Consider the following 17,558-nt stretch of genomic DNA (forward strand, 5'->3'; position numbering starts at 1 on the left):
TGTCAGTTTTACCATCTAATGAGCCGCATTGATAGCAGTTAAACTCAGATATCTTTCATCCACAGGTCGCTTGTTATGTCACTGGTCACAACAACGTTTAATCATAAAGCCCTCATCCGGATAGCGGTTGTCATGGCTTTTATCCAGTTCACGAATGCACTGGAATATATGATGTTCAACCCTGTTTTTGCTTTTATGGCAGCAGACTTCGTCGTTCCCGTATCATTCTCAGGCTACGTATCCGGCATGTACACCTCCGGGGCAGTCCTCTCGGGAATTATCGCCTTTTACTGGATTGGTCGTTTCAATAAGAAACGTTTTCTCTTCGTCAATATGGCACTCCTGGGGATACTGACATTTTTGACGACACTCACCTCCAGTTTTAGTCTTCTGCTTGCATTACGATTCTGCGCAGGACTGGTAGGAGGCACAACAATGGGGGTGGGTATCAGTATATTGATAAATCTCGCACCGGCTAACTTGCGCGGAAAAATGTTGGCGACGGTCATTGCATCATTTTCGATGGTAAGCATTGTCGGAATGCCCGCGATACTATTTTTGTGTGCTCATTACGGCTGGCATGTCGCTTTGTGGTTTATCAGTACGCTGTGTTTGTTGGCATTGCCACTGATTGTTTCCATCATCCCTCAGGATCCACTCTCTTTCGACACACCCCACGCACTGCCACTCGACGTTAATACTTTGCTGTTCGCTTCCAGTAATGCGCTGGTACAATTTAGCCCGATGCTGATCATTCCTGTTCTGGTACCATTAATGACCCAACTGCTGGGCGCCTCTCAAGACCTGCTGCCATTGCTGTTTTTCGCCGGGGGCATTGCAGGATACCTGTCAACAAAAATGACAGGCGCGTTAACTTCCCGTTTCTCTGCTTTGGTTCTGGCTACAGGGTCAACCATCGTCTTTATAGTGAGTTTGCTAATACCCATTCTGGGCTATCCGCATGCGGGGCTATTTATTACTGTATTTCTCGGTGCATCATACAGTCGTCTGGTTTCCTCCTCGGCGCTGACCATTCAGTTTCCTGATGACAGGCAACGAGCGGGATTCTCTTCATTGCAGTCATCAATAATGTACATGATCACAACGGTCGCATTTTTTCTGTCAGCTTTTCTATTACCTGGGCACGCCATAGCACCACAAAATATGAACACGTTGCTGGGGGTATGTGCAATTTCCGCATCAGGGTTCCCAATCATGGTTATCATTCTGAAAAAGAAACTGGCTAAGCGTACGCTCCAACCGAATCATCTCATCAATGATTAGCATAACGTCCGCAGTTGGCACAATGCCGACGTTTAGATTTCGTTCAGACTTATCACAGTGTCAGAGCTGGCCTGAACTGATATTCTTCATTTATTCAGATAATGGCTGAATTTATGAATACATCTAATAAATCTTAGTTAATTACACCCCATTATCAAATAAATCACTCTGCGTTATGCTTATCTCAAGCACAACCCTCAAGGGTAAGGTCATGCAAACAATAAAACTGAATAATGGGATTGATATGCCTCTACTGGGCTTTGGGGTCTTCCAGATGACTGAGGCAGCAGAATGTGAACGCATATTGATGCACTGATAGCCAGACCCCGCCAAACTCAAGCAACACAGAGATTAGATTTTGTAATCTGGAACAGCGTCAAGAATTACAGGTATAATCCCACAAATTATTCAATTGGTTTAGAGACGAAAATGACAAAACTCACCTTACAAGAGCAGATGCTAAAAGCGGGATTAGTGACCAGCAAAAAAATGGCTAAAGTCCAAAGAACAGCTAAAAAATCACGAGTTCAGGCTCGTGAGGCAAGAGAGGCTGTGGAAGAAAATAAAAAAGTACAACTTGAGCGTGATAAAGAGCTAAGCGAACAACAAAAACACGCTGCTTTATCTAAAGAGTATAAAGCTCAGGTGAAACAGCTCATTGAAATGAACAGAATCAATATTTCAAAAGGCAATATTGGTTTTAACTTCACAGATAATAATTTAATTAAAAAAATAACTGTGGATAAGACTACTCAAGCTCAGTTGATTAGTGGCCGTCTCGCCATTGCTCGTTTGGTCGTGGATAACAGTAGCGAGAGTGAATACGCTATTATCCCCGCGAGCGTAGCCGATAAAATTGCGCAGCGAGATGCGAACAGTATTGTATTAAATAGTGCGCTTAGTCAGGAAGAGCAAGATGGCGAAGATCCGTATGCCGATTTTAAAGTGCCCGATGATTTGATGTGGTAATTAACGTCTTGCAGATGCTTATATATGAAAGGCCCCTTAGGGCTTTTCATTAAGATTTTATGTCCAGCCAGTTCATAGGAAAACGCAGGGTTATTCTGGGCAATTGCCAACATTTTTGCTATCAATCCGACTGGATTACGTCTATAGATATAAGCAACGAAAGGGATGAATACGAGAAAATATAATATTTTCATTTTTAATGCCGCTGTTTGAATTAACGGCGACGGATAGCGGGTTTGGCGATAAAAGTCATTTGATTAAGCATTTCCATATGCACTTTGGCACGACTCCGGGCACCTTCGCAGTGACATCGTTATAGATACTTTCGCTTTCAGAATGGGCTGGTATTACGGGCTTTGATCCACTCTTCGCCAATGGGATGATTAAAATGTAACTCACTGGCGTGCAGCATCAGCCGCGGAGCCCGTTCGGTACCTGGTAGCAGGCGACCGCCATACAGGTCGCAGCCCAAAATAGGGTGGCCCAACTGCTGGCAGTGAATGCGTAGTTGATGGGTGCGCCCGGTCTCCGGGGTTAGCTGTACCCGCGTCAATGGCAGTAACGTACTGTCTTCCAACTCATGATAAAAACGCTCAACAACCTGATAGTGGGAACGAGCGGGCTTACCGTGGATTGAACAAATAGACATTAGCGGGAACAGCGCCGGGTCTTTGGCAATCGCAGCGTCTATCACCCCTTCGTTGTCGTCCAGATGTCCACAGAGCAGTGCGCTGTACACCTTAGTCACTGTGCGCTGACTGAACTGTTGGCAGAGGGCAGCGTTAATAACCTTATTGCGGGCAATCACCATCAGCCCGGAAGTACCGAAATCAAGGCGATGGACCAGGGTACAGCCGGGGAATATCTGTACCAGCCGATGATGTACCGAATCGAGATTTTGTGGATTTTTCCCCGAGAGGCTGAGCAGCCCTGCGGGTTTATTGATAAGCACCAGGTGATCGTCCTGATAGAGAATCTCTATCTTGTCATGGCACGGAGGGGCAATAAAGGTATCAATAATCGTAGACATCGGCTGCCCGGATGGAGAGTGGGAGTGGATAATAACGAATTTTCAACCAACTGGCGAATCAAGTACCTACAGTCGCAAAATTAAACACCTAATACATTGTTAAATAACGATATTAATTAAACTCACTTTTCAATACATCACCAAGCTATTTAACTGAACATGCACGTAACATCACAAAAAACAGCATGTTACCTAACAACACCTTAGTGCGACAGAGCCGTTTTAGCGTTTCCCTGGCTCAAACCATGCAGCTAATTGCAGAATATCATTTTCTTGCAGAGTCCCAGCGTTGTAGCGTAGCTCTAGCCATGATTGGAGCCAACTGTATTTCGCTTCTGCCAAATCCCGCCGCGAGTTATACAGTTGCTGCTCAGCCAATAAGACATCCAGATTGATTCGTTCACCACCCAGTACACTGCGACGGGTAGCCAACAGTACCTTTTGCGCTGAGTCTACCGTCATTTGCCACGCACGTATTTTGGCAGCACCACTACTCGTGAGATTGAACTGGCGTTTGAGTTCCGCCAATACCTGTCTGGTTTCTTGATCGAGTTCCGCCTGCGACTGTTGATAGTGTGCCGTTGCCTGCCGAGTCGCACTGGAAATACTCCCCCCAGCATAAATAGGTACATTCAACTGTAGACCAATGCTTTGCGTATCATATTTCTGGTTATAATTATATTCCGCTTCAGAGCGAGAATTACGGGAGGAGGCCACCAGTTGCAAGGTCGGCAGATGACCGCTACGACTGTTTTCTATTTCATAATGTTTGGCATCTAGATTCTCCCGCTGGCCAGCAAGACGGGCATTATAGCGAATAGCCAGATCGCGCCACTGCGCCAGTGTGCGGTCATCGCTGATATTCTGTGGCAAAGCGTCCAACGTTAATGGCCGTAACTCTGCCAAGTTAACCGATCGACCCATCATATTTTCCAGCTCGGTTAATTGGCTGTCCAACACATCTTGTTGCTCAATAAGTTGTACCTGGGTCAACGTCAGGCGTGCAGCAGTTTCATCAATATCTGTTTGTGTGCCCTCTCCGGCAACCAATAACCGACGATTCAGTTGGATCTGTTCCTCATAAGCACGTAATTGGGCATTTAATAGGGATGTTTTTTCCTGAGCTAATAAGGCGCTGCTATAAGCCCGATACAGCCGGACGATCAATTCCTGGCTTTTATCACGATAGCGTTGATCTGCGAATAACTTACGCGCAATGCCTTGGCGATAGCGGGCATAGGCGCCGTAATCAATTAATGGTTGCCGCAAAGACAGCATGGAGACATAGCTATCGTAATCCCGTTTTACCTTACTGTTACTGCGGTTATCGGCCTGACTCACAGTGGAGTAATTGGTGTTTGCCCCATAGCTGTATTGCAAGGAGGGTAATAAGCCAGATAAACCCAAAGCGGCCTCCTCTTGCCCTGCATCCCGCTCATAACCCGCAGCCCGATATTGTGGATCATTATGCACTGCCAATTCCCATGCATCGAGTAATCCCAGTGCATTTCCCTGCTCAGGTAACACTAACAGGATGAGAAATATGATTCGTAAAGTTAATGGCATCCAATGCTCCCTACTCTTCCGTTAATGCTATGTGCAGGCGATCCATCAATGGCTTAAATAGATAATTAATCATTGAGCGTTCACCAGTACGGACAAATCCTTGAACCGGCATACCAGGCTTGATTTCTAAGTGATCCAACTTCTGCCGCGCCGCCTCACTGACTTCTACCCGTAAACTGTAATAAGGCTCTTGCGTTCTTTCATCTAATATCCGGTCAGCCGACAACAATTTTACCGTCCCTTCTACTTTCGGCGTAGTGCTCTGATTAAACGCTGTGAACTGCAATTCCACCGCTAAGCCAGAGTGGATTTTATCCACCATTTCTACCGGTACTCGCGCATCCACAAAGAGCGGCTGATCATCAGGCAAAATTTCCATCAGGGACTGGCCCGCAGCAATAACACCACCTTCGGTAAAGACTTTCATCTCCACCACTGTACCGGCTACCGGCGACCGCATTTGTATATTTGCCAGATCGAAATTCGCTTTTTCCAACTGGCTGAACACTTCAGTTATGGTGGATTGCACTTCCGCCATCTGGGTGTTGACCTCTTTTCGATATTCTTGTTGACGCAGTTGGATACGGAAATTCTGTTCCTGTATTTCCCGTTCAACCCGTTTGATTTCGCCGACAATTTGCGCTATTTCGCCATTAAGTTGCGCATAAAGCTGCTTACTTTCCAGCATTTTATTGCGCGGGACATAGTTCTCATCCGCTAACGATTTCAATCCGTCCAACTGTTGGGACAATGCTTGCTTTTGGCTATTCTTGCTACCAAGAACTTGCTTCTGCGCCCCCATCGCGGCCTGTAAACCGGCAATATTGGCGCGTAATCCATCACTTTCCAACTGTAATGCCTGCTGGCGGCTATCAAGTAGTAGTTGTTGTAAGGCCAGCATTTCATCCATACCAGTCTGCCGCTTCACCTGTTGTAAACGAGGCGTCTCTACCAACTGTTTATCCCCCTTTTGCTCGGCCAGTAAACGAGCTTCGTTGGCCAACAACTGATAGTACTGCGATGTTAGTCCATCACTGACGGAGCGTGCCCTGACAGCATTTAAAGTCAGTAGCACTTCACCGGCAACGACCCTGTCGCCATCATGAACCATAATGTGGTCAACAATACCGCCTTCGGGATGCTGAATGGCTTTTCGGTTGCCAGAAACCACCACAGTACCCGTAATCGGAACCCCTTTATCCAACGGGGCCAATAGAGCCCAAAGGATAAAACCGCCAAAACCGGCCAATACCAACCCCCATCCCCAATACAATGCCCGATTCTCACTGCGTTGTATTTCCTGCAAAAATGCCTGTTCCGTTTTTTTATTGTGTTCGGACATATGACTTGCTTCTCTTCTTATTGCCATTCAACCCGGAATGCCTGTTGTTTGCGCAGCGCGCTTTAGTTCAGGCTGATTGGACGCATTTAGCCGCTGTAGCTCGGCCATCACTTCGCCTGCCGGACCAAATCGCTGTTGTTGCCCCTGGTTCAGGATCAATAACTTATGGGCACGAGCGGTCAACGCAGGACGATGAGTGATCAGCACCAAGGTACAACCGCGTTTTTGTAGCGCATCCAGTGCCGTCAACAGGGCACGATCCCCGGCTGTATCCAGACTGGCATTCGGCTCATCCAGCACCAGAAAACAAGGATCACCATATACTGCTCTTGCCAGCGCTATCCGTTGGCGTTGACCGCCCGACAAACCCGCACCACTCTCACCAAGCTCCGTGTCATAACCTTGAGGCAGCGAGAGGATCAGCTCATGAACCCCGGCTAACTTTGCAGCGGCAACCACTTTCTCACTGTCAGTGGTACCGAATCGGGCAATGTTCTCTGCCAGAGTACCGCTGAATAATTGAATATCTTGTGGAAGGTAGCCGATATATGCACCCGATACCTCTTTATCTAACTGATTCATGTCGGCTGAATCCAGTCGCACAGTTCCTTGACTCGGCGCTTGTACTGCAACTAACAAGCGTGCCAAAGTAGATTTTCCTGAGCCGGAAGCACCCAGAATCCCCAGCGTTTCCCCCGCATTAAGAGAAAAATGAATATTATGCAAACGTGGAGGTTGATTGGTATTGGGACGAAAAGTGATGTGTTCAACACTCAGCTCACCTGTCGGTGGTGGCAAGGTCATGCTGTCTTCACGATGGGGATGATTGTGTAACAGTAAATGCAAGCGGTTCCAGGCTTGACGTGCTGCAACCCATTGCTTCCAGACCCCAATTAACTGGTCGATAGGACTAAGCACTCGCCCGACCAAAATCGATCCGGCGATCATCATACCCGCGGTAATCTCACCGTTTACCGCCAGTAATGCTCCCAAACCTAGCATCAAAGATTGTAAAACAATGCGCGAGCTTTTCGATAAAGCAGTCACAGCAGCAGAGCGTTCACTCGCCAGATTCTGCTGGCGGATAAAACCATAGTGCTGCGCTAACCAGCGCTTACGCATATTGCCTAACATTCCCATCGCTTCAATCACTTCCGCATTGCGTAAATGCGTATTGGCCTGATGGGTTGCTTGCATTGACAGCTTATTGGCTTGCGCCAATGGGTGGTGGGTAACACGTTGGTTTAACCAGGTGAGGATGATCAGAAAAATAGCACCGCCCAACGCCAGCAGACCCAGCCACGGATGTAATAGGAAAACCACAGCGAGAAATAACGGAAACCAAGGAGCATCGAAGAAGGCAAACAGAGCGTTACCGGTGACAAACTGGCGTAATTGAGTTAAATCCGTTAACGCCTGCCCTGCTTTAGCATCACCATCGCGCAAGTTACGCTCAAAAGCCGCATTGAAAACCTGTTGATTGAGACGCAAATCCAGTCGGGTACCAAGACGGATAACCACCAGGCTACGCACCCACTCTAGCGCTCCCATAAAAAAACATAAGCCAACCATGAGCAATGTTAGCATCAGCAATGTCATCTCATTACCCGAAGCCAAAACCCGGTCATACACCTGCAACATATACAAGGAAGGTGCCAACATCAGTATATTAATAATGGCACTGAATACACCCACACCGTAGAAACTCTGCCGACATGCACCCAGCGCTTCTCGCAATCGGTCATAATTAGGAATTGAATGAGAAACCATATCTTTCCTTTAATGGTTTTCTGACAAGCGAAATATTATGTTTATGACTTTACCGCTCAAGGAAAGAAATAAAGTCATTAGATGAGGTAGATGGGCGTTAATTCGGTATACGGCGCAATGTGACCACTCCGGTATTATCCGGCAAAGTCATTTCATAACCTTCTTGTGCTCGTTCAAAAAATGCCAATGCATTACCAGTCCCATCAGTTAAAGTAATGCCGTCCGGCGTTGGACGCCAGCCCTGCGGAGCACTACCCAGTAACTGTTTAAGGCAGGAGGATTCCCCGCTGGCATGCCAGGTCAAGTTGGGTTTAATTACCGTGGATTTCAGCTCAATGCCGCAGACTTTCACAACAGAGCTATTTAACTGTAATTGCCATTGACCACTTAAATCACTGGCATTCGGTAGCACCAGACTGCTCGCCATAATCGCTCCTGAACTCATTAAAGTTGATATCGCCAATATGGCACCAAACAGTGTCCGATAAGGTTTACGTAATGACCTCTTCACTATAAATACTCCTTTATAAACAGTGCTTGGCTTATCACCCGGACGCTGGTTTACTTTTATCAGCACAGCCCTATAAGATAAACGCTATCTTTATATCAGACTGTTCCATAATTCATAATATAAAGAGGCGTTCAGCAATAATTAACCCACTCTACATACAACTATAAAACTCATTATTCTTGATTTATATGCTATTTTCATCTCCAACACGGTTGTGAGTTTTTTAATTCCTACTTCTGTAATATGTGATAAAAACGTCTGATTAAATCAACCAGACGTTGGATAGCAATCACATCAAACAATAAAATCAGTTGTCTGAGTTGGCTGACCCACAATTTTCACAAGGAAATCAGGTAATAATTGCTCGCCATCAACATTTAATGCCAAATCGCTGATATTAGTCTGCGGATCATAAGTTAATAATGCTTCACCGGCAGAACCGCTGAAATGATCAACAAAGTGAATACCACCACTGCCAGTATTAAAAACGGATAAATCGATTTTATCTATACCGCCCTCAAAATCCATGATCCAGTCTGGCGCACTTGGTGAAGAATCCGTGGTCCGGCCGAATACGAAAATATCGCTACCGCTGCCCCCCCAAAGTTTATCTGCACCGCCGCCGCCGAACAGAACATCATTACCTGCACCACCATGTAGTTCGTTATCTGCTCCATTACCCACCAGAACATCATTACCAGAACCACCAATGGCATTCTCAATCGTCACGTTGGCGGCGATTGAAACGTTAGCTTTTAATCCCCCAACATCAGAAAAAGCAGCTTCTTCCAGATTGATACGTTGATCAACGCTATAGCCTGAGAAATCAAAGGTATCAATGCCACCCGCATCCCACACAGAGAATACTTTCTGATCACTGCTATCTGTCAGGGTAAAAGAGTCACGCTGAGTGTTGGAGTTGAAACCATAGATATTATCTTCCGTGCGAGTATCCATATTCGCACCGTAAAGACGCTGAATTGCAAAAATATCATCCACTAGTGGCGTTGACGCGTAGTGCCCCTGATGGTCAGCCCCGGATTGCCAAGCATCCCAGTAACTCATGATACTGAACTGACGAGTATCTTCACCATAAACCGCATCCTTGGCAAAAGTATTACCCTGTCCGGCGTTATAATTCGCAGGGTGACTCAGACCAAGTGCATGTCCCAATTCGTGCGCCAGAGTCAAGCGGCCATACTCCATTTTCTCTGGCTCTCGGATATTATCCATATTGTAATTATACCAAGTGCTGGTATCAGCAATTCTTCCGTTAGGACCAGAAGTGTAACTGGAACTGGTATATGCCTGCCCTCCCGCCAGCTGCCCATCAGCCGTTAACGAATAGTTACCCAATGTAATATTGGCTTTTTCGGTTGGCCCTACTTCGGTGAAGTGGATATTAGCGACATCAGACCAGGATTGCAGTGAAAATTTAGTTTGTGTCACTTGCTCAGGATTGAATTTAATAAACCCGTGAACATCATTCGATTTTTGAGACTGTAAATCGAGGAATGAATAATTTAGATCAACATCGTGCCCTAAGGTCGTTTTTCCATTCCAATTTAGTTCGCTACGGTTTAACTGCAGAGCCGACTTACCTAAATCAAAACTAACCTTTCCACTTGACGTAGTAAAACCATCGCCTCGAACTGAGTCACGGAATAAATCAATGACAGCACCATAGCCACTCTGGCTAATAGTGTTATCGATCTGATCATTAGCTATTTTATTGATTGATTTCAACGTCAAGTTCCTTGTAATTAGTTAAATTCACCACCACGTCGACAGCCCACATTAATTAATGGATGGATGTTTTCCCCATGTAATAAAGTGAATCCATGTCATATCCTTTGTAGTGGCATTACATAAAAATATACTTATGATATAAAAATAATTTTCCAGCTAATTAATAGCTGGGAAATAATTATCGGATCATCACGATGCATTCTAATTATATGCTTTGAATTATTAAAATCAAGGAATGGTAATTAAAATCAATAAAACCAAAACATCTGATTACGTGCATAAAGCACAGCCAATATCATTATATAACCTCATCATTACTGGGTTTATTTACTAATAACGTCTAACAAAATTCATTAGACGTTATTTTTGTTTCATAAATATAGGTTATCAGACAATAAAATCTGTTTCTTGTGCTGGCTGCCCAATTATTTTCACTAAAAAATCGGAGAATGAATGGTCGCCTGCCACATTATTTAATGCTAGATCGCTAACATTGCTTCCAGCATCATAAGTCAGCATAGCTTCGCCTGCTTTACCACTGAAACTATTAACAAAATGGAAGCCGCCACTGTTGGCAAAATTGAAAGCTGAAAGATCAATCTTGTCAATGCCACGTTCAAAATCCATTATCCAATCAGCAACTTGTGGGGTGGAGTCACTAACTTTACCAAATACAAAAATATCTTTACCGCCCCCGCCCCACAACACATCAGCACCGCCATCGCCGAACAAGATATCATTACCATCGCCCCCCATTAAGGTATTACGAGCGTCGTTACCCACGATGATATCGTTACCTGAACCACCAATCGCATTTTCGATAGTCACACCGGCCGCAATAGAAACGTTGCCCTTCAGACCACCGACATCAGTGAAGGATCCCTCATGCAAGTTAATACGTTGGTCATTGCTATAACCGGAAAAATCAAAGGTATCGTTACCATCGGCATCCCAGACCGAAAAAATTAATGCCTTACTGCTGTCTGCAGCAGTGTAATAATCACGATGGGTATTGGAATGAAAACCATAGATGGTATCACCGGTGCGGGTCGTCATATTCGCTCCGTACAAGTGCTGAATAGCAGCAATATCATCCAACATCGGTGCAGCAGCATAATGCCCTTTGTTATCGCCTCCGGTATTTTTTTCGTTCCAATAACTCATAATACTGAACTGACGGGTATCTTCCGCATAAGTCACATCTTTATAAGTCGGTGTTCCCTCTCCAGCATTATAATTACCGGGATGGCTAAGTCCCAGAGCATGTCCTATTTCATGGGTTAGTGTTTGCCGTCCATATTCCATGGTATCCGGGTGACGTATGTTATCAACGTTATAATTGTACCAGGTAGAACCAGATGAACTCCCACTGCCAGGCAAAAGTGCATAAGCCTGTGAATCAGCCAGTGACCCGTCATGAGAAAGTGTAAAATTGCCAAATGTAACATTAGCTTTTTGGCTGGGAGTGATTTCTGTGAATGTAATATTGGCAGCATCTGACCATGACTGTAATGATAATTTAGCAGTGGCAATTTGCGCAGGGTTAAATTTAACAAAACCCTTATCGCCCCCCGGAATTCGAGTAACACTATCTAAAAATGAATAAGTCAGCTTTACCGGCTGATCAAAAACGTATTTACCATTCCACGTTTGATCAGTGCGAGTAATTTGTAATCCAGCATCTTCATTGGAGTAAGAAGGCTTACCGTTAATCACTAAGTTTTCACCACGCGCATGATACTGAAAAAACTCGCTTACTGCATTATAACCACTCCGAGCCATCGCGGAATCAAACTGTTCGACAACTTTATTACTACTTGCTTTCATAGATAATTTTCCACGTAATTGGACTTAATCGTCATTTAACTGAACATAGCCGATGAATTAATTTAATATTAAATTAAAAAATACGGGCATCCACCTTCGCAATATTTCAGAAGAATTAACCAACAAAGGAACATGCATGATGAATAATTCGCTAAGTAGTCATGCAAAATTAATTATAGCTGGTAAATATAAAATGCAAGGTAGATCGCGTTTATTTTTATTTATTCAAATTTAATTTTTAATATTCAATTAAAACAAATGATTACAATTCATATAAAGTTGAATTGTTTTACTAAAAATAAATGCTTTTATTAATTATTCAAAAAAGTACGAATTGAGGGTTATACGGCTGTGTTGCATTAATAGCGGTAAGTCAGCAAGATAGTGAGTACTTATCATCATCGCCGACTTTATCTATCAAAGTCCCAATCAATTTAGTGAAAATTTAGCCTGATGATAGCGAATGGGATTGGGATATAGCAAGCTCTGTCGCATTAAGGCGTTGCTAGGTAACATGCTGTTTTTTTTGTGATGTTACCTGCCCATTTTCCTGATCCAGAACGCCTTTTCCGCCTACATAATCCCGCCGATATTATTGCTCAGTGTGTCCACTGGTATCAAGTTTACTTACTGAGTTTACACAACCTGGAAGATATGATGACAGAGCGCAGTATTGAGCTGGTACAGATGATATGCAAAGAACAACCTCATCATCCTGCTGATGACATATTGTTATCGGCAGAACAATGTTACCTGTTGGCCGCTTGAAAAATAGGCAGTGCCATTTTGCCGACCTCGCTCTGTTAATGCGACAAAATCTACAAATACGTAGTAGTTTAATTTTCACGTCAAACTTAAACCAGAGCTAAACGAATGGAGGATTTAAGTATTTCGTATGAATAATCACGCTAGCAATGTTCTTAGTGAGAGAATTCCAATTAAAATCAACGGTATTTCTTACCTGACGCGGAGTGTCATCACGACAGAAAAATTACGTTAATGATGCATTCCAAACTCTAAAAATTAAAAATATAACACCCAAGATTACAATAACAAAAAAATAGAAAGAATTACCAATCACACGTTCTGTTACTTTGTTCAAAAAATAAAATTCAAATATAATTTAGCATGTTAATTAATCATTCCATGAATTATCATCTTTAGTTAATAGATGATTCACTCATATGGAGAATGATAATGAAAATCTTGTTTATCGATGGAGCACAAAAATCGTTGCATTATAATAATAAGAAAATTATGTTAACGGAAAAGGAATTTTTAATGCTCGAATTGCTACTAAGTAAGAGAAAAAACAATAACATACCTATAGATGAAATTATAACTCATGTCTGGAGTGGAAGAGAGAATACTATAGTTAAAGGCAATGTCTCACAGTTAACCTATCGGCTAAGAAGTAAATTATCCGCCATAGGGGATGCTATCCAGATATCTATTTCTATGAATAGTGGCGGACGTTGTAAAGTACACCGAGACGCGATAACCATTATCACAACAAATAATGGAATTCTGTGCTTATTGCTCAAGTCACTACTGAATATTAACAAAAATGACGCCATATAATCTTGGTTAGTTAGCCGGTAAGCAATCTTAAGGCACTGGCAATAACGATAGACTAAATTATAACCAAAGATGATCACAAATAACAAATACGATAAACATAAATAATTGCAAATGACTTGGATAGTATCGAGATTGCAATCTATTATTTGAAATCCAATAAGCACGAGAAATTAACATAAAGCAACTATGATAAAAGGAGTTAGATTTATCCATTCGGCATGGGCTAAGAATAAATCCAGAAATATATGCTTATATATAGACATGGGTCTGATTATTATTTGGCCCATGCGCTGAAGTGAAATAAACCACTCCAGTTACAGGTTAAGATCATTATTTATACTGATTTTTATGGTGAAATATAATGAACAGATATTCAAAATCAGCCATTGAGCATGGCTAATAAATGGAGATACATCATGTCACTAAAGCCCCCAGCAGAAACACAAGTTATTACGTGGGTAATCATCGGTGTCCTATCTGCCTGGGGAGGGGTGGTGAGATATCTAATGGATAAACAAGGAACCCGCTGTAAATGGAGTTGGATGGCTGTAATTAGCCAAGTAATAATATCGAGTTTCACCGGTTTATTAGGTGGATTATTGAGTTTTGAAAGCGGTGCTAGCTATTACATGACATTCATATTTTCCGGATTGTTTGGTGCAATGGGCAGCACAGCTCTGAGCTATATATGGCGTCGTTTTTTCAATCCTTCAGGGAGGTAAAATGAGTAACTTCATTCTTAGCCACATCAGTAAGAATAATTTACGGGGCGTTCATCCCCACCTTATTGACATTGTGAATTTGGCACTTGAGATTACAGATATAGATTTTTGTGTCATTGAAGGCGTCCGTGATATTTCACGTCAACGCCAAATGGTACTAACCGATAAAAGCCAAACGTTAAATAGCCGTCATTTAACTGGACATGCTGTAGATCTGGCCCCATGGATAAATCAATCTATTCCGTGGGATAACTGGAGTGCATTTAAAGTAGTTGCAGATGCAATGAAAATTTCCGCAGAAAAATTAAATATCCTCATAGTATGGGGTGGAGATTGGAAGACGTTAAAGGATGGCCCACATTTTGAACTCTCACGAAAGAGCTACCCATGATATTACCTATTTCAAAAATGTATAGCATCGGACTATTTCTAGTCATACTACTTGTATGTATATTATGGACATGCTATCAGCAGCGAGCTTATAACAAAGTTCAACAAGATAATAAGCAACTGAAAATGCAAAATAGCTTATTAAATAACCGGTTTTTACAACTAAAAAGTCAGACTGAAAATTTAGCTTTTGTCATAACTAAACAAGCTCAAAGCCAAACTGAACTCGAGACAGACAATGATTTACTCCGTCAAAAAACTCGTGCCGCTTTGACGCCCGCTAATCAGTCTGTTGATGTTACCCGGTTGCAGCGCGAACTCATTGAACCAAAATAACTATCCTTCCGAGCTTATTCCTCGCTCTATTTTTGAAAGAAGCGATGCACCACCATTCTATGTTGAGCGCAGAGGCGATTATCCAGACTATTTTCCCCGTCTATAGTTAGTGTTGGAGGCGTAATAATCATGAGCCAACAATGCCCCTATTTGCAATCAACATTATATTTTTCATTGCATTTATTTCAGAAAGTAAACCCAGTAATATAATCTCAGCGTGAGGCCCATTGGCTATTTATGGGGGTTTTATCTGTGCCAATTAGAGTAAAGCAGCCCACATTAGATTACAGCAAGATGTTCTATCAACTAATCAAGTCAACACTGTTAGTAACTGGTTAACTTGCGACTAACTGTAATAAAAAATCACCCCCACAGAATTATGCCTAATTTATAATTAAAAGTGATATAGCAGCAAGGCAAAATACATAATAAATAATTAAAATAAAAACATATAAATACTAATAACATTGCTTTTAACCTAAAATTGATTTTTTAATAAGTGATATGTTGAGTATTCTTCTGGCACCAACACTATGGTTGGTACAACAAAGAGGATGTAAAATATGAACAAGGTAACTATCACTATTAATACTGATTCAAATGAAGTAGACGTTAAAAACCCAACTGAGGCTGATACCGAGAATTTAACATTGATCGCAGCGCAAGCCAGAGCCAGAGTGCCAACTGAGGTTGCTCCCAACTCAAGTACCGAGGTTCTTTATCGCAGCACACCAATTATTCCTGAAAGTCGTCGGAATGTAATGATCACTAATGATGGCGCTGCAAATGTCATTACAGCTCAATACTATTGGTCGCACAGTTTTACAAGTCAATGGTTCTTGTATACATCTATTGACGTCAATGTCGGTGATTCTAAGTTATTAGTTTCACCATCTAATTCACTATATTACAGTAAGGTTGTTCTGATTAACAACACAAGCCGTAAAGCATATGTTACCGCGGAGGAAAAATAAATACCGCCTTGTTCTAAGATAATTTATTTTTATCAAGAAGGAAAATAAAACATTAACTGGTCTCACCTTCGCAACAGTGAAGACCAAATACTTACTATTAGTTTTGGACTTCTGTTCATGCAGAAGTGAGGCCACTTATTGTCATTAATAAATTAATTTCTTAGAAAATACGACATTATCTTTTATTTTAAACTTTAACTAAAGGTATATTAAATGAATAACATTACAGAATATAGCAATACAGCAGCCATTGTTCCTTACAATGTATATGCTACTTCAGCCTTTGAATTCGACTGGGACTCATCAGCAATTCTTAAGCAAGCAGTGCTTAAAGGCATATCATTCATTCCTTATGTCGGTGATTACTTATCCTCTATTATTGGTTTCTTTTGGAAAGACCAAGAGAGGGATATCTGGCAGGAAATTTTGGGACGGGTACAGCAACTTATTGAGGAGAATGTGCTTAAAGCTATTAAAGGCATTCTATTGGGTGATATTGCCGAACTTAAAGGGAAGATTGCCTCCGTAGTTGCAGCTTTGCAAGATCAACCTGGGACACCTGAAGCCAAAAGTCTATTTATGAGCGTATCGGTACATTTGGATAGTGTACAACGCAAGTTTACTACTTTTGATCACAAAACTAACTATCATATTTTGCCGATGTATTCAGCAACAGCTTTAATGCAAATAATGTACTGGACTATGGGCATTGAGCGTAAAGACGATATTGGACTGAACAGTAATGAAGTTGGGCAACTTCAGCGAAATATTGATCTATTGGTTAAACATGTCGAGAGTTATATTCAAGAGATTTACGATACAGAATTAGAGATCCAATACAACGACTCTGCACCAAATACTGTAGCTAACAATGTTATGTATGTGCATGGCTACTGTCGGGTGCATGGTTTGGAGTACACCGAGATCATTCAAAATATCCAGAAAAATGGAAGCAATACAAAGGGACTGTATTTAAAAACACTGAGTTATTCGACCTTCTTTGGCTGGCCAACCAGTCAGGCACGAATTCTTGCATTAAAAGACGAAATTAATATGCCGGAGCCATTTAAGCCAAAATTAGTAAATGGCCGTATAAACCAAATAAAGTCAGTTAAAGGTTTTATTCGACGTATCGGAGGCGCTTTACGGGTAGGTGGGTTAGAAGTTATCTTTGAAAATGGTAATAAGTATCAACAAGGAACTGTTACCGGCGAATCTAGTTCAATTGACCTCAATGGGGGTGTCATTGAGACAATAGAAACCTGGGGTAATGGTGCTATTGACGAAGCCAAATTTACCCTAAGCGACGGACGTACCTTAACTGTTGGTCAACGCTATTCAACAAACTACAGAAAGTTTGCGCTCGATGGGCACTATATTTCTGGTATTTTTATTGCCAGCGATCGAAGTGAACTAGTCGGTCAAGCTGCAAATATTTGTGTTTCTTATCACCAAAAACAATGAAATAAATAATTTAATCTATATAAAGCTGCATTTTGCAGCTTTA

General features: G+C 42.3%; 15 protein-coding genes and 1 pseudogene. 9 read left to right on the forward strand and 7 right to left on the reverse strand.

Going from position 1 to position 17,558, the window contains the following annotated elements; all coding sequences use genetic code 11:
• Positions 1-75 precede the first annotated feature (75 nt).
• The 3 genes and pseudogenes from EL015_RS15135 to EL015_RS15145 all read left to right on the forward strand — a co-directional run bounded on the left by EL015_RS15135 (position 76) and on the right by EL015_RS15145 (position 2,253).
• Positions 76-1,284 carry an MFS transporter gene (locus EL015_RS15135; protein WP_005182602.1) on the forward strand — a complete coding sequence of 403 codons (1,209 nt, stop codon included), beginning with the start codon at positions 76-78 and terminating at the stop codon, positions 1,282-1,284.
• A 211-nt stretch (positions 1,285-1,495) separates the two neighbouring features.
• A pseudogene (locus EL015_RS15140) lies at positions 1,496-1,594 on the forward strand (2,5-didehydrogluconate reductase); the annotation flags it as partial.
• A 119-nt stretch (positions 1,595-1,713) separates the two neighbouring features.
• Positions 1,714-2,253 (forward strand): DUF2058 domain-containing protein, encoded by a 540-nt coding sequence (locus tag EL015_RS15145; RefSeq protein WP_005182598.1) that lies wholly within the window; start codon positions 1,714-1,716, stop codon positions 2,251-2,253.
• A gap of 331 nt (positions 2,254-2,584) precedes the next feature.
• Here EL015_RS15145 and EL015_RS15160 read toward each other — a convergent pair whose 3' ends face one another.
• From EL015_RS15160 to EL015_RS15190, 7 genes are all read right to left on the reverse strand, one after another.
• Positions 2,585-3,283: an RluA family pseudouridine synthase gene (locus tag EL015_RS15160; protein ID WP_005182593.1), complete on the reverse strand. Its 699-nt coding sequence runs from the start codon at positions 3,281-3,283 to the stop codon at positions 2,585-2,587.
• Positions 3,284-3,505: 222 nt separating this feature from the next.
• The gene (locus EL015_RS15165) at positions 3,506-4,849 is read right to left on the reverse strand and encodes a TolC family outer membrane protein (RefSeq protein WP_032905707.1); all 1,344 of its coding nucleotides are present in this window, start codon (positions 4,847-4,849) and stop codon (positions 3,506-3,508) included.
• 10 nt (positions 4,850-4,859) lie between these two features.
• Positions 4,860-6,191, reverse strand: a complete 1,332-nt coding sequence (locus EL015_RS15170; RefSeq protein WP_005182591.1) for an HlyD family type I secretion periplasmic adaptor subunit — start codon at positions 6,189-6,191, stop codon at positions 4,860-4,862.
• A gap of 27 nt (positions 6,192-6,218) precedes the next feature.
• Positions 6,219-7,961 carry a type I secretion system permease/ATPase gene (locus EL015_RS15175; protein ID WP_005182590.1) on the reverse strand — a complete coding sequence of 581 codons (1,743 nt, stop codon included), beginning with the start codon at positions 7,959-7,961 and terminating at the stop codon, positions 6,219-6,221.
• Between the two features lie 97 nt (positions 7,962-8,058).
• Positions 8,059-8,472 carry a protease inhibitor Inh/omp19 family protein gene (locus EL015_RS15180; protein ID WP_226967856.1) on the reverse strand — a complete coding sequence of 138 codons (414 nt, stop codon included), beginning with the start codon at positions 8,470-8,472 and terminating at the stop codon, positions 8,059-8,061.
• A gap of 294 nt (positions 8,473-8,766) precedes the next feature.
• Entirely contained in the window at positions 8,767-10,224 is a 1,458-nt protein-coding gene (locus tag EL015_RS15185; protein WP_005182588.1) for a serralysin family metalloprotease, read from the reverse strand.
• Between the two features lie 384 nt (positions 10,225-10,608).
• Entirely contained in the window at positions 10,609-12,048 is a 1,440-nt protein-coding gene (locus EL015_RS15190) for a serralysin family metalloprotease (RefSeq protein WP_005182587.1), read from the reverse strand.
• Between the two features lie 1,197 nt (positions 12,049-13,245).
• On the opposite strand from EL015_RS15190, the gene EL015_RS15200 reads away from it, so the two are divergent.
• From EL015_RS15200 to EL015_RS15225, 6 genes are all read left to right on the forward strand, one after another.
• Complete coding sequence (locus EL015_RS15200; protein ID WP_032905700.1) at positions 13,246-13,629, forward strand: winged helix-turn-helix domain-containing protein; 384 nt, start codon at positions 13,246-13,248, stop codon at positions 13,627-13,629.
• Between the two features lie 416 nt (positions 13,630-14,045).
• Entirely contained in the window at positions 14,046-14,351 is a 306-nt protein-coding gene (locus EL015_RS15205) for a phage holin family protein (RefSeq protein ID WP_032905698.1), read from the forward strand.
• A gap of 1 nt (position 14,352) precedes the next feature.
• Entirely contained in the window at positions 14,353-14,742 is a 390-nt protein-coding gene (locus EL015_RS15210; RefSeq protein ID WP_032905696.1) for a M15 family metallopeptidase, read from the forward strand.
• 125 nt (positions 14,743-14,867) lie between these two features.
• A complete protein-coding gene (locus EL015_RS21740; RefSeq protein WP_005182582.1) occupies positions 14,868-15,077 on the forward strand; it encodes a hypothetical protein in 210 nt (69 codons plus the stop codon).
• Between the two features lie 563 nt (positions 15,078-15,640).
• Complete coding sequence (locus tag EL015_RS15220) at positions 15,641-16,051, forward strand: hypothetical protein (RefSeq protein WP_032905692.1); 411 nt, start codon at positions 15,641-15,643, stop codon at positions 16,049-16,051.
• Between the two features lie 213 nt (positions 16,052-16,264).
• Positions 16,265-17,515 (forward strand): insecticidal delta-endotoxin Cry8Ea1 family protein, encoded by a 1,251-nt coding sequence (locus EL015_RS15225; RefSeq protein WP_005182579.1) that lies wholly within the window; start codon positions 16,265-16,267, stop codon positions 17,513-17,515.
• Positions 17,516-17,558: the final 43 nt, after the last annotated feature.

This window comes from Yersinia intermedia (assembly GCF_900635455.1).
Classification (GTDB): Bacteria; Pseudomonadota; Gammaproteobacteria; order Enterobacterales; family Enterobacteriaceae; genus Yersinia; species Yersinia intermedia.